The organism is Christiangramia sabulilitoris (genome assembly GCF_007050985.1).
Lineage (GTDB): Bacteria > Bacteroidota > Bacteroidia > Flavobacteriales > Flavobacteriaceae > Christiangramia > Christiangramia sabulilitoris.
In genome coordinates, this window is record NZ_VHSF01000002.1 from 669,318 (window position 1) to 681,640 (window position 12,323).

14 protein-coding genes are annotated in these 12,323 nt (G+C 38.7%); 6 read left to right on the plus strand and 8 right to left on the minus strand.

Features of this window, described 5'->3' with window-relative positions; translation table 11 throughout:
- Positions 1 to 39: 39 nt before the first annotated feature.
- The 3 genes from FGM01_RS09600 to FGM01_RS09610 form a co-directional block, all read right to left on the minus strand.
- Entirely contained in the window at positions 40 to 1,074 is a 1,035-nt protein-coding gene (locus tag FGM01_RS09600) for a porin family protein (protein WP_143410956.1), read from the minus strand.
- A 100-nt stretch (positions 1,075 to 1,174) separates the two neighbouring features.
- On the minus strand, positions 1,175 to 1,927 hold the full coding sequence (locus tag FGM01_RS09605) for a hypothetical protein (RefSeq protein WP_143410957.1): 753 nt from the start codon (positions 1,925 to 1,927) through the stop codon (positions 1,175 to 1,177).
- A complete protein-coding gene (locus FGM01_RS09610; protein ID WP_143410958.1) occupies positions 1,914 to 2,480 on the minus strand; it encodes an RNA polymerase sigma factor in 567 nt (188 codons plus the stop codon). Before FGM01_RS09610 ends, FGM01_RS09605 begins: the two co-directional genes overlap by 14 nt.
- Positions 2,481 to 2,611: 131 nt before the next feature.
- Here FGM01_RS09610 and rluF point away from each other — a divergent pair, with 131 nt between their 5' ends.
- The 4 genes from rluF (at position 2,612) to FGM01_RS09630 (ending at position 5,407) form a co-directional block, all read left to right on the plus strand.
- Complete coding sequence (rluF, locus tag FGM01_RS09615) at positions 2,612 to 3,412, plus strand: 23S rRNA pseudouridine(2604) synthase RluF (protein WP_143410959.1); 801 nt, start codon at positions 2,612 to 2,614, stop codon at positions 3,410 to 3,412.
- 110 nt (positions 3,413 to 3,522) lie between these two features.
- Positions 3,523 to 3,945, plus strand: a complete 423-nt coding sequence (locus FGM01_RS09620) for a VOC family protein (RefSeq protein WP_143410960.1) — start codon at positions 3,523 to 3,525, stop codon at positions 3,943 to 3,945.
- 25 nt (positions 3,946 to 3,970) lie between these two features.
- Complete coding sequence (locus FGM01_RS09625) at positions 3,971 to 4,990, plus strand: AI-2E family transporter (RefSeq protein ID WP_143410961.1); 1,020 nt, start codon at positions 3,971 to 3,973, stop codon at positions 4,988 to 4,990.
- 15 nt (positions 4,991 to 5,005) lie between these two features.
- Positions 5,006 to 5,407 (plus strand): YkvA family protein, encoded by a 402-nt coding sequence (locus FGM01_RS09630; RefSeq protein ID WP_143410962.1) that lies wholly within the window; start codon positions 5,006 to 5,008, stop codon positions 5,405 to 5,407.
- A gap of 37 nt (positions 5,408 to 5,444) precedes the next feature.
- On the opposite strand, the gene FGM01_RS09635 is transcribed toward FGM01_RS09630, so the two are convergent.
- The 4 genes from FGM01_RS09635 to argS all read right to left on the minus strand — a co-directional run bounded on the left by FGM01_RS09635 (position 5,445) and on the right by argS (position 10,039).
- Positions 5,445 to 6,347 carry a bifunctional 5,10-methylenetetrahydrofolate dehydrogenase/5,10-methenyltetrahydrofolate cyclohydrolase gene (locus FGM01_RS09635; protein ID WP_143410963.1) on the minus strand — a complete coding sequence of 301 codons (903 nt, stop codon included), beginning with the start codon at positions 6,345 to 6,347 and terminating at the stop codon, positions 5,445 to 5,447.
- Positions 6,348 to 6,383: 36 nt separating this feature from the next.
- Positions 6,384 to 6,755 carry a four helix bundle protein gene (locus FGM01_RS09640; protein WP_143410964.1) on the minus strand — a complete coding sequence of 124 codons (372 nt, stop codon included), beginning with the start codon at positions 6,753 to 6,755 and terminating at the stop codon, positions 6,384 to 6,386.
- A gap of 50 nt (positions 6,756 to 6,805) precedes the next feature.
- The gene (ffh, locus tag FGM01_RS09645) at positions 6,806 to 8,134 is read right to left on the minus strand and encodes a signal recognition particle protein (protein ID WP_143411063.1); all 1,329 of its coding nucleotides are present in this window, start codon (positions 8,132 to 8,134) and stop codon (positions 6,806 to 6,808) included.
- A 126-nt stretch (positions 8,135 to 8,260) separates the two neighbouring features.
- A complete protein-coding gene (gene argS / locus FGM01_RS09650; RefSeq protein WP_143410965.1) occupies positions 8,261 to 10,039 on the minus strand; it encodes an arginine--tRNA ligase in 1,779 nt (592 codons plus the stop codon).
- A 111-nt stretch (positions 10,040 to 10,150) separates the two neighbouring features.
- On the opposite strand from argS, the gene FGM01_RS09655 reads away from it, so the two are divergent.
- Positions 10,151 to 10,576, plus strand: coding sequence for a hypothetical protein (locus FGM01_RS09655; protein WP_143410966.1), 426 nt, complete (start codon positions 10,151 to 10,153; stop codon positions 10,574 to 10,576).
- 30 nt (positions 10,577 to 10,606) lie between these two features.
- Here FGM01_RS09655 and FGM01_RS09660 read toward each other — a convergent pair whose 3' ends face one another.
- Positions 10,607 to 10,810: a hypothetical protein gene (locus FGM01_RS09660; RefSeq protein ID WP_143410967.1), complete on the minus strand. Its 204-nt coding sequence runs from the start codon at positions 10,808 to 10,810 to the stop codon at positions 10,607 to 10,609.
- 70 nt (positions 10,811 to 10,880) lie between these two features.
- Here FGM01_RS09660 and FGM01_RS09665 point away from each other — a divergent pair, with 70 nt between their 5' ends.
- Positions 10,881 to 12,317 (plus strand): SDR family oxidoreductase, encoded by a 1,437-nt coding sequence (locus FGM01_RS09665; RefSeq protein WP_143410968.1) that lies wholly within the window; start codon positions 10,881 to 10,883, stop codon positions 12,315 to 12,317.
- Positions 12,318 to 12,323: the final 6 nt, after the last annotated feature.

Here is a 12,323-nt window from a genome sequence, read left to right on the forward strand (position 1 = left end):
TTTTTAATAATTGATATTTTGTGGCTAATTCAAAATATTTTAATCCACATCGAATCTTAATCCTACAGAAAAATTGTGTAGTTCTGTATTTGGAGATTTAAAGATTGGATTCAGATCATATTTTGCATAAAGTGTGGCTCCACCCCAGCCAAGATATCCACTTAAACCATATACAAAATCGTTGGTGGCGTAATCCCCTTTCAATTTATCTTTCTGCTTTTCTCCATCGATTTCATACTTGAGTTTCTGGCGCTCTCCAATATTGAAACCTGCAAAGCCTCCAAGACCAATCTTCAGTTTACCGTCTGTAGAATATCGCACCGTATTTTCAGTCACTTTCTTTTTTGAAGGTCCAAATTCAAAGTGAACCGGAACTACCAGGTTATCCATTCTGAATTTGGATTTATCCAGATCATATTCAAATTCCTGAAGAGAAACTATTCCGTCCTCTTCGACAAAAAAGCGGTTATCGGTAGGTTTTAAACCGTTAAACTGAAAAGAAAATCCGTACTTAAATCTCAGCCAGTTAGAGTTATCGAAAACCCTGGTTTTCCAGGCCCAGCCAATTTCAAAAAAACGACTGCCTGCAAGTTTAAAATCAGAATCGTTTAAAGACTGTCCTTCAGAAAGGGCGTTATTAAATCCTACGGCAATAACCATATCACTTATTGTCCGTTTATCGTACTGCTTTTCTCTTTCAGTATTTACCTTAATACTTATACCATCTTCACTTAAAGCAATGTATCCGGAACCATGTTCATTCCTGGATTCGTACTCAAATTCATTTTCCAGGATCGCAATTTTGTTTTTAATATTCAAAGCGTGAAACTCTGCAGCTTCAGCCATTAATTTTTCAGCTTCTTCCTGTGTGATTTCCCCTCTTTCAACCTGCGCTTCATACCGCTCAATTTTATACTTGAGTTTTTCTTTTTCAGTTTTCCTGATCTGCTCCCGTTTTTGCTCCAGCACATCATATTTTTCTGATTGCTTAATGCTGTCTGTAGCCTGTGCATTTGCTAATTGAACGCTTAAAGTAAAAGCTGCGAGAGTTAGATAAAAAAATAGTGTTCTCATGTTAGATTAGTTTTAAATATGCTTCAGTTTTGGCATAAAGCTTCCACTTCAGCATGTGATTGATGAATGACCCTAAAGGGATTTATTAATAAATAATTGATTAATCGTTCCTGGTAACTATAGCATCTTTGGCCTGTATGAATTTTTCTTTCATGATCTCAAAAACTTCTCTTCTAAAAGACTGGTCGAGGTCTTCTTCTGCTTCATCCAGCAAATTATTAGCCATGGCTTCAATATCTCTAGATCCAATATTAGACCTTTCCAATCCTTTCATAGCCTGTGCAAGCAGGGCTTCGGCCTTTGCCTCTGAAGACATATTTTGTTGAATAACAATTTTAATTTCTTCATTCCTGAAATTTTCCAGCTGGAGTTCATTATGTGCTGTTTGAGGTTCCGGGATTTCAATCGTTGCAATTTCCCTGCGATTAGCTATTAAAACATCTTTTCCCGTTCTATTTTGCATTTTAGTTTTCCCTGGAACTGAGGGTTTATCTGAACCCGAAGACTCTTGTTTATTAATGGCAGGAACCAATTCCTTTTCTTCAGCGGCTATCTGAGATTCGTGCACGGGTGTAATAAAATCCCTTGTATTTTCAATATTATCTTTTGATTTCTCTGAAGGCTGCTCCACAAATACCGGGGATTTTTCGACAGTTTGAAGACTCCTGAAAATCCCGCCGGTTAATATAACCAGCAATACTGCTGCGGCATACCACCAGATTTTAAACCTGGACTTTTTGTTGGATTCTTGGTCCATCGATGCACTCAGCCGTTCCCAACTGTCTCCCGATGGCTGAATTTCTCTCTCATTCAGCTTCTCCCTTACGTGCTCTTCAAATTTAACTGGTGCCATAAACTGATGAATTAAGTGTTTTTAATTTTTCCTGAAGCATCTTACGAGCTTTAAACAACTGGGATTTTGAAGTCCCTTCGGTAATATCAAGCATTTTCGCAATTTCAGAATGCTTATACCCTTCAACCGCATACATTATAAATACCATTTTATAACCTTCCGGTAAAGCATCTATTAAACTTTGTATCTCGGCCACATCCATTTCAGAATTTATATTATTGAAGACTTCGCTGGACTCGTTGGTCATATCTTCCTGAAATTCCAACTCCTTATGCTGTCTTAAAAAAGAAATGGATTCTCTTATCATGATCTTTCTTATCCAGCCTTCAAAATTTCCTTCTCCTTTAAAATCCTTCAAATGTTTGAAAACCTTGAAAAACCCCTTTAGCATAGTGTCTTCTGCGTGGTGCATATCTTTTATATACTGCCGGCAAACACTCAACATCTTTGGAGAATGCATTTCATACAATCTTTGCTGAGCATCCCGGTTACCCGCAGAAGCTCTTTTGATCAAAGAGGATTCATTTTTAAAAAGCTGTATTACTTTTACCATTTTCACAAGGTCTTCTATTTATATAGACGTCTGAAAGTTACAAAAGGTTGCCTGAGTTTTTAATTTTTTTAATTTTTTTCATTTTCGGCACTCAGAATCATATCTCGTATCTTTACAGCAGAATAGAATTTATGGCAGAAGAAGTTCGAATAAACAAGTATTTAAGTCAGTTAGGTTATTGCTCGAGAAGGGAAGCAGATAAGCTTATCGATCAGGGAAGAATTACTATTAACGACAAGGTTCCAGAAATGGGAACTAAAGTAACTCCTGGAGACCTGGTTAAGGTCGACGGTCAACCTGTATCTAAAGAAGAATTAAAGGAACCCAATATTTATCTCGCTTTCAACAAACCGGTGGGAATAGTATGCACCACAGACACCAGAGTTGAAAAAGACAATATTATTGATTACATAAATTATCCAAAAAGGATCTTTCCTATTGGCCGTCTGGATAAACCCAGCGAAGGATTGATATTTCTTACCAATGACGGAGATATTGTTAACAAAATACTTCGCGCCAGGAATAATCATGAAAAGGAATACGTGGTTTCAGTTAATAAACCTATAACCAATGATTTTATTAGAAAAATGTCGGCTGGTATTCCTATACTTGATACTGTAACCCGGGAATGTGAAGTTGAAAAACTGAGCAAACATACTTTCAGGATCATTTTAACCCAGGGTTTGAACAGGCAGATCAGACGTATGTGCGAATTTTTAGGCTACGAAGTTACGTCCCTGAAAAGAATACGTATTATGAATGTCACCCTGGACATTCCGGTTGGAGATTGGCGTGATCTCACTAAAGAAGAATTAGAAACCATCAATAATCTTCTGGGAGAATCTACTAAAACAGAAGAGGGTTCGGTTCTGGAAAACCATAGAAATCAAAATTCGTCAAGAGGAAAGAGGCCCCGTAAACCCAAATCTTAACAGAGAATTAGCGCAAACGGGGGTTAAACTTTCTAGGGTTCTTGTTAATTTTAGCTGATCCAAGTATTGAGTTTTTATCATATATTTATTATCATCTGATTTAACCAACCATGAAAATACAACCATTTCACCTGGCTATTCCAGTTTCAGATCTTGAAGCCTGCCGCAAATTTTATAAAGAAACTCTAGGCTGTGGCGAAGGCAGGAGTAGTGATCACTGGGTAGATTTTAACTTCTTTGGGCATCAGTTAGTAATTCACTATCAGGAGCCTGGTGAAACAGCGAATTCCAGCTCTAATCCAGTTGATGGGAAAGATGTTCCGGTACCGCATTTTGGAGTGGTTTTACAGTGGGATGTTTTCCATGAATTCGCAAAATTGCTGAAACGGAAGGAAATAGATTTCATCATAGAACCCTATATACGTTTTGAAGGAAAGCCAGGTGAACAGGCTACTATGTTCTTCAAGGACCCTTCTGGGAATGCCCTGGAATTCAAAGCCTTTAAAAATATGGATCAACTTTTCGCAACCTAAATTCTTTTAACCAGCCAGCCATAAAATGAACAGACTTAAACCGTCTTTAGTCCGGCAGATCTTTGTCCTGTTGCTTATTCTTTTCCTAACGGTTCTTATCGTGCTGGAGGTCATCCCTTATCTGTCTGGAATATTAGGTGCGGTTACCTTATATGTCATTCTAAAGAACTGGATGCACAAATTGGTGAAAAGAGGCTGGAAACCTCATCTGGCAGCAGCTGTTTTAATGGCTGCATCATTCGTAGGTATTCTCATACCGGTCTCCCTGATCGCAATTATGCTTACCTCTAAAATTGGTAAGGCGGTTGCGAATTCAGAAAGAGTTCTTAGCGCACTTAAAGACCAGCTTAATAATATTGAAACCTACCTTGGTTATAATTTAAGTTCCAGTATAGATACCAGTTCAATAACCAACTGGGTTTCTTCTAATCTTCAAAATCTCGCAGGAGGTACTTTTAATGCATTTATCGCGATAGGTATTATGTATTTCATGTTATACTATATGCTTACAAACAGGCAGTCTATGCGCGACACCATGATAGATTATATTCCCCTGGGAAAAGATAATCTGAAAATCATTGGAGAAGAAAGTAACCAGTTAGTAAAGTCTAATGCCCTGGGAATACCCTTAGTGGCAATTGTTCAGGGTATTATTGCCTTGATCGGGTTTCTCATCTTTGGGGTTCCAGATCCTTTTTTTTGGTTCGTAATCACGGCGATTGGATCTATGATCCCATTTATAGGTACAGCCATAGGTATTATTCCTGCTACTATCCTGCTTTTTTCCCAGGGAAGTGACTGGCAGGCCTTCGCCTTGCTTATATATGGATTTGTAGTAGTAGGTTCTACAGATAATATAATTCGCTTATACGTATTGGAAAGACTGGCCAGCGTTCATCCACTTATCACTTTATTCGGAGTGATCGTAGGTGTACCATTGTTTGGTTTTATAGGCCTGATCTTTGGTCCCCTGTTGATCTCGCTATTTTTACTAATCATTAAAATCTACAAAAAGGAATACGGAAACTCACAACAACGATTATAAATTAAAACACATATTATGTTCGGAAAATGGAAAAAAGAAATAGATGAAGACTTTGTAAAAACTGAAGTTACAAAGATCAAAGACGAGGATGTAACCATTGCTATGGACAGCAGAGAAGAAGTCGATGAGAAGATCAATAATTCCGGTTTGCTCAAGAAGTATAGTGAACTTGGGAAAGTAATGTATGGGATGCTGAAAGACTACCGTAAAGGAGTATATACTAAAGTACCCTGGTTTACGATCGCAACTATTGCTTTCGCCTTTCTATACATCCTGAACCCATTGGATATTATTCCAGATTTTATACCAGGCCTGGGCTATATCGATGATCTGGGAGTACTCACTTTTGGATTAAGGTTTATAGAATCTGACCTGCACAACTATCTTGATTGGAAACTGGAACATCAGGAGGCGTAAAAGATAAAAAGGGCGGAATAATATTCCGCCCTTTTAATTATGTCAATTTTGCGTCCAGCGCTCTTTTTTTATGTCTCTCCCTGGCCAGTAAAGTATTCTTCAACAACATAGATACCGTCATTGGTCCTACTCCCCCGGGAACTGGAGTAATATACGAAGCACGTTTACTTACATTTTCAAAGTCCACATCTCCCTTGATGATATATCCTCTTTCAGCATTATCATCTGGCACCCTGGTAATTCCAACATCGATAATTACTGCATCATCTTTGATCATTTCGCCTTTTAAAAAGTCTGGAATGCCTACAGCGATGATAATAATATCTGCCTGTGAAGTCACCTGAGTAATATTTTTGGTAAATTCATGGGTAAGGGTTACCGTAGAATTACCGGGAAAACCACTTCTACCCATAAGGATACTCATAGGTCTACCTACAATATAACTTCTACCTATTACCACAGTGTGTTTACCTTTGGTAGGAATATCATACCGCTCCAACAGCTCCAGGATCCCAAAGGGTGTAGCCGGGATGAAACTGGTCATATCCAAGGCCATTTTACCAAAATTGGTTGGATGGAAACCATCCACATCCTTGTCTGGGTCTACGGCATTCAGAACTTTCTGAGTATTGATTTGAGGAGGCAACGGTAGCTGCACTATAAAACCATCGATCTCATCGTTTTGATTGAGTTCTTCGATCTTATCCAGCAACTCCAGTTCGCTAACAGTATTTGGCAGCCTAAACAGCGAAGATTCAAAACCCACTCTTTCGCAAGCCTTAACTTTACTATTTACGTAAGTCATACTGGCCCCATCCTTTCCTACAATTATTGCAGCAAGGTGAGGAACTTTTTCACCACGTTTTTTGATTTTGGTAACCTCAGCAGCAATTTCATCTTTGATGTCATTGCTAATCTTTTTACCATCGAGAATTGTCATTTTGTTCAGTATTCAGTTGGCAGTTGCAGTTGGCAGTTATTCTACCTTAACTCCAAATTTACCGGGATTATTAATCATATAATTTAATAGCTTTCCAACTTCTTCACTTTTTATAATCAAATTCTCAAATTCAGATTTTGAGATATATCTACATTCGCTGGCAAAGTGCAACCAGCTTTGTGTCTCTGCATTTTCAGAATCACTATCGCTTAATTTACTTTTGAAGTGATTTGGATAATTCCTCTTTCTATAGGCTTCCGCTATATTAGAACAAACCGACCTGGAACTTCTACAAATCTGGTCGGTTAAACTATAAGTTTCCTCTTCAGGAAAACTCTTTGAAATTTCAAAAATTCTCATAGCCAATTCAAATGCAATCTGATAAGACCTGAGGGATTTGAAATCCATATATAAAATTTTTAAGAACTGCTTACTGTAAACTTAGACCGCTAACTTATTTACTGCATTCCTTTCATCATCTGCATCATTTTACGGCCACCGCCACCTTGCATCATCTTCATCATTTTACCCATTTGATTGAATTGCTTCAGTAACTGGTTCACTTCCTGAACAGATGTTCCGGAACCTTTAGCGATCCTCTTTTTCCTGCTGGCATTTATGATCTTTGGCTCACTTCTTTCTCCAGGTGTCATTGAATGAATAATAGCTTCAATTCCTTTAAAGGCATCATCATCAATATCCACATCTTTCAGCATTTTTCCTGCGCCCGGGATCATTCCAAGAAGGTCTTTCATAGATCCCATTTTCTTGATCTGTTGCAACTGGTTTAGGAAATCATCGAATCCAAAAGCATTCTTAGCGATCTTTTTCTGAAGCTTTCTTGCTTCCTCTTCATCATATTGCTCCTGTGCTCTTTCAACAAGAGATACCACATCCCCCATCCCCAGAATCCTGTCGGCCATACGGGAAGGATAGAAAATATCGATCGCATCCATCTTTTCACCGGTACCGATGAATTTGATAGGTTTATTTACTACAGATTTAATTGAGATCGCGGCACCACCACGGGTATCACCATCTAACTTGGTAAGGATCACCCCATCGAAATTAAGTCTTTCGTTGAAGGTCTTTGCGGTATTTACAGCATCCTGACCAGTCATGGAATCCACTACGAATAAGGTTTCGTGTGGTTGTATTGCTTTATGAATATTTGAGATCTCGGTCATCATCGCCTCGTCTACAGCAAGACGACCCGCGGTATCAATAATCACAACATTATGCCCATTTTCTTTCGCATAAGCGATCGCATCTTTAGAAATGGAAACGGGATCCTGATTTCCTTCGTCTGAATAAACCTCAACACCAACCTGCTCTCCAACTACGTGTAACTGGTTGATCGCCGCCGGACGGTAAACATCACAGGCAACCAAAAGTGGCTTTTTGGTCTTTTTGTTTTTCAGGAAATTCGCCAGTTTACCAGAGAAAGTGGTTTTACCACTACCCTGCAGACCAGACATCAGGATTATAGAAGGATTTCCGGAAAGATTAATACCTTCTGCTTCACCACCCATCAATTCTGTAAGCTCGTCTTTAACAAGCTTCACCATCAACTGTCCTGGCTTAAGAGTAGTTAAAACGTTCTGTCCAAGAGCTTTTTCCTTTACTGTATTGGTAAATTCCTTGGCTATCTTATAGTTAACATCGGCATCAACTAACGCTCTTCTAACCTCTTTAAGACTTTCGGCAACGTTTATTTCTGTAATTTGCCCATGTCCCTTCAGGACGTGAAAGGCATTATCTAACTTATCGCTTAAATTATCAAACATAATCTTTCCTGTGATTTTATTCCATTGCTGCAAAGCAGCGAGTTGCAAATTTAATGATTTGAAGCTGAAGTATAAAGTTCATCTTCCAAAATTCATTTCTTTTCAATATAGATGCTGAATTCATTTTTACATTCTCTCCGGAACTTCTATTCCAAGTAACTTGAATGCCGATTTAATAACATTCGCCACCAATCCTGACAGCTGTACCCTGAAAACCTTTTCCTCTTCATTCTCGATCCCGAGAATCTGTACATTTTGATAAAATGAATTAAATGATTTGACCAGATCATAGGTATAATTAGCTATTAGCGCCGGTGAATGGTTCTCTGCGGCCAGGGCAATGGTCTCCGGGAATAATTGCACCTGTTTTATCAATTCTTTTTCCTTTTCATGGAAACTAAAATCTCCTGCAAGATCTGTCGTGGTATCAAATTCAGCTTTTCTAAGAATAGACTGAATCCTGGCATAAGTATATTGGATGAAAGGCCCCGTATTTCCTTGAAAATCAACCGACTCTTCCGGGTTAAACAGAATGCGTTTTCTTGGATCTACTTTTAGTATATAATATTTAAGAGCCCCCAGGCCAATAATTCTATACAGTTCTTCTTTCTCAGAATCTGTATAGCCTTCGAGTTTACCCAGGTCTTCAGAAATACTCCTGGCTGTTTCAGCCATTTCTTTAATGAGATCATCTGCATCTACAACGGTTCCTTCACGGCTCTTCATCTTACCGCTGGGAAGATCCACCATTCCATAACTTAAATGGTAAAGAGATTCTGCCCAGTCGTATCCAAGCTTTTTGAGAATAAGGAACAATACTTTAAAGTGATATTCCTGCTCATTACCCACAGTATAAACCATCTGGTTAATATCGAAATCTGCAAATCTCTGGATCGCGGTCCCGATATCCTGAGTCATATAAACTGCAGTACCATCACTTCTAAGAACGATCTTTTCGTCAAGACCTTCATCACTAAGATCTATCCAGACACTACCATCTTCTTTTTTGAAGAAAACTCCTTCTTCGAGACCTTTCTGAACGTTATCCTTCCCTAAAAGATAGGTTTCGCTTTCGTAATAGTTCTTATCAAAATCAACCCCAAGGGCATCGTATGTTTTTTCAAATCCGTCATAAACCCATTGGTTCATGGTAGACCATAATTTCACCACTTCAGGATCGTTCGCTTCCCACTTTCTAAGCATTTCCTGGGCTTCCAAGAAAATTGGAGCCTGGGCTTTAGCTTCATCTTCAGACTTACCTTCCTCCTGAAGCTGAGCGATCTCTTTTTTGTATTCCTGATCGAATTTCACATAGTAATTTCCAACCAGTTTATCGCCCTTCAATCCGGTAGACTCAGGAGTTTCTCCATTACCAAATTTCTGCCAGGCGACCATAGATTTACAAATATGAATCCCGCGATCATTGATCACCTGCACTTTGTAAACTTCGTTACCGGCAGCTTTCAGAATTTCAGAAACAGAATATCCTAAAAGGTTATTTCTAATATGTCCAAGATGCAAGGGCTTGTTAGTATTTGGAGAAGAATATTCAACCATAATTCCGCTAGCATCGCTTTGCGGAAGCAGGATACCAAAATCTTCACGATCCCTTACATCGTTAAAAAAGTTGATGTAATATTTGTCGCTTATCACGATATTCAGAAAGCCCTGGATTACATTATAACCCGCAACCTCATTTACCTCAGCTTCAAGATATTTACCAATATTTTCAGCTAACTGCGCCGGATTGGTTTTCAGTTGCTTTAGCATTGGGAAAACCACCAAAGTGATATCGCCTTCAAAATCCTTACGGGTAGGTTGAAATTCAATATTTTCAGGTTCCACCCCGTAATGCTTTTTGACAGCCTCAGTTACTTTAGATGCAAGAATTTGTTCAATATTCATTTTCCTCTGCTTTTTAGCGTATTTCCAGTTATTAAGTGCGCAAAGATAAAAAGAAATGAAGTTTCGGGAGCCAGGCTTTAGCTTCAAATCCTTATATTTAGGAAAAAAGCTATGCTCATTAATATTTCCTATAATCGGCCGGCGCTTTCAGACAAAATCAATCGCGAAGTGGGTAAACCCTTTACCTTGTTAGAAAGGGTAAAACTTAAGGGGACCGGTTCTCCAAAATTGCAAATTACCCATACCAGTATAGATATACATAATTTGTTAGTACTGGATAATAATGCCAATGTTTGTAATGTTGAAATGCGTAATAATGGTATTATCGTAATGTTTCGCTCTTTACTGGAAACTTTCGCCCTGATCATTCCTTATTATAAACTGAATATTTATAAAGGGAGAGCTGAAGAATACAGTATATATAAGGATCATCATTTTATAAAGGTCAAAGCAGATAAACCGGGTATCCATAAATACTTCAAAAAGATCATGGATTATAAGTCTGATAATGCTCCTACACAAATAGAGGATCTTTAATTTTCCTTATACAGGAATAGCAGTAGCGCTTTATCTTTTATTAAACGCCAGGCCGCCTACCAGGGAAAGTAGCCCAAAAACGATCATCGCATAAGACTGCGTGTTGTCGCCATGCGCTTCTACCTGAAGTGGGCCGGCATCTATCGAAAATTCGGGGGTCATTAGATCATAAACTCCATATCCAACTAATCCAATTCCTATGATAAGCAGGACAAATTTCAATACATTATTCATTTAATAAATTTTTATTAATCTGAGGGAAAAGTAGGAATTTAATTTCTAATTTAAGATTCAAATTATTCAAATGCGCATATTACTTACCGGTGCCAATGGTTATATAGGAATGAGGTTGCTACCTCAACTAATCGAGCAGGGACACGATATAGTTTGCGCAGTTAGAAACCGAAACAGGTTTACTTCCAACGAAGAATTAAAGGACAGAGTAGAAATCGTCGAAATTGATTTCCTGAAAGACAACAAAGCTGCTGAGAAAATCAAGAATATAGATGTAGCCTACTACCTTATTCACTCCATGACCGGCTCCTCAAGTGATTTTGATAAGCAGGAAGCAGAAGCCGCAGAGAATTTTAATAAAATGATGGCTGAAACCACTGTGAAGCAGGTTATCTATCTGAGTGGTATTATAAACGAGGAAAAACTTTCCAAACATCTCAAATCAAGAAAAGCAGTAGAAGAAATCCTGTATAAGGGTGAATTTAAATTGACCGTGCTTAGAGCAGCAATTATAGTGGGTTCAGGAAGCTCTTCATTTGAGATCATACGTGATCTATGTGAAAAACTACCGGTCATGGTGACCCCGAAATGGGTCAAAACCAAATGTCAACCTATCGCAATAAGAAACATTATTCAATATCTCACCGGGGTTATAGGCCGTGAAGAATGCTATAATAAATCTTTTGATGTTGGAGGCCCTGATGTATTGACCTACCAGGAAATGATGGAGCAGTATGCCGAGGTACGTAAACTAAAATTATGGATCGTCGGCGTTCCTTTTCTATCGCCTAAATTAAGTTCCTACTGGTTATATTTTGTCACCTCAACTTCTTATAGTCTTGCCCGAAACCTGGTAGACAGCATGTCTGTTGAAGTGACCACCAGTGACACCCGGCTTCAAGAAATTCTGGGAATCGAGCTTATTCCATATAAAGAAGCGATAAAAATGGCTTTTTTCAAGATCGAGCAAAACGAAGTTGTCTCAAGCTGGAAAGACTCCCTGAGCAGCGGAAGGTTTAAAAAAGAATTTAACCGGTACATTCAAATACCCAAATATGGATGCATGCAGGATAAAAAATCTGTAAAGGTTGAAGATCCTGAAGCCGCACTGGAAAGAGTATGGGCTATTGGCGGGCTTACCGGCTGGTATTACGGAAACTGGTTGTGGAAAGTGCGCGGATATTTAGATAAACTCGCTGGCGGTGTAGGTTTACGCAGAGGAAGAACCCACCCGAATAAAATATATGCCGGCGATTCGCTTGATTTCTGGAGGGTTTTATTAGCCGACAAAGAAGAAAAGCGATTATTGTTGTTTGCAGAAATGAAAGTGCCTGGCGAAGCGTGGCTCGAATTTAAAATTGATGAAAATAATGTTCTGCATCAAAATGCCACCTTTAGACCAAAAGGCCTGGCAGGCCGGGCCTATTGGTATTCCATGTATCCCTTTCATTATTTTATTTTTGAAGGGATGATTAACAGGATTGCCAAAGGCAACAAAAAAGACTAGCTACTC

Coding starts and splice junctions, on each gene's coding strand:
- FGM01_RS09600 (WP_143410956.1), bottom strand. CDS start 1,074: ATGAGAACACTATTTTTTTATCTAACTCTCGCAGCTTTTACTTTAAGC.
- FGM01_RS09605 (WP_143410957.1), bottom strand. CDS start 1,927: ATGGCACCAGTTAAATTTGAAGAGCACGTAAGGGAGAAGCTGAATGAG.
- FGM01_RS09610 (WP_143410958.1), bottom strand. CDS start 2,480: ATGGTAAAAGTAATACAGCTTTTTAAAAATGAATCCTCTTTGATCAAA.
- rluF (WP_143410959.1), top strand. CDS start 2,612: ATGGCAGAAGAAGTTCGAATAAACAAGTATTTAAGTCAGTTAGGTTAT.
- FGM01_RS09620 (WP_143410960.1), top strand. CDS start 3,523: ATGAAAATACAACCATTTCACCTGGCTATTCCAGTTTCAGATCTTGAA.
- FGM01_RS09625 (WP_143410961.1), top strand. CDS start 3,971: ATGAACAGACTTAAACCGTCTTTAGTCCGGCAGATCTTTGTCCTGTTG.
- FGM01_RS09630 (WP_143410962.1), top strand. CDS start 5,006: ATGTTCGGAAAATGGAAAAAAGAAATAGATGAAGACTTTGTAAAAACT.
- FGM01_RS09635 (WP_143410963.1), bottom strand. CDS start 6,347: ATGACAATTCTCGATGGTAAAAAGATTAGCAATGACATCAAAGATGAA.
- FGM01_RS09640 (WP_143410964.1), bottom strand. CDS start 6,755: ATGGATTTCAAATCCCTCAGGTCTTATCAGATTGCATTTGAATTGGCT.
- ffh (WP_143411063.1), bottom strand. CDS start 8,134: ATGTTTGATAATTTAAGCGATAAGTTAGATAATGCCTTTCACGTCCTG.
- argS (WP_143410965.1), bottom strand. CDS start 10,039: ATGAATATTGAACAAATTCTTGCATCTAAAGTAACTGAGGCTGTCAAA.
- FGM01_RS09655 (WP_143410966.1), top strand. CDS start 10,151: ATGCTCATTAATATTTCCTATAATCGGCCGGCGCTTTCAGACAAAATC.
- FGM01_RS09660 (WP_143410967.1), bottom strand. CDS start 10,810: ATGAATAATGTATTGAAATTTGTCCTGCTTATCATAGGAATTGGATTA.
- FGM01_RS09665 (WP_143410968.1), top strand. CDS start 10,881: ATGCGCATATTACTTACCGGTGCCAATGGTTATATAGGAATGAGGTTG.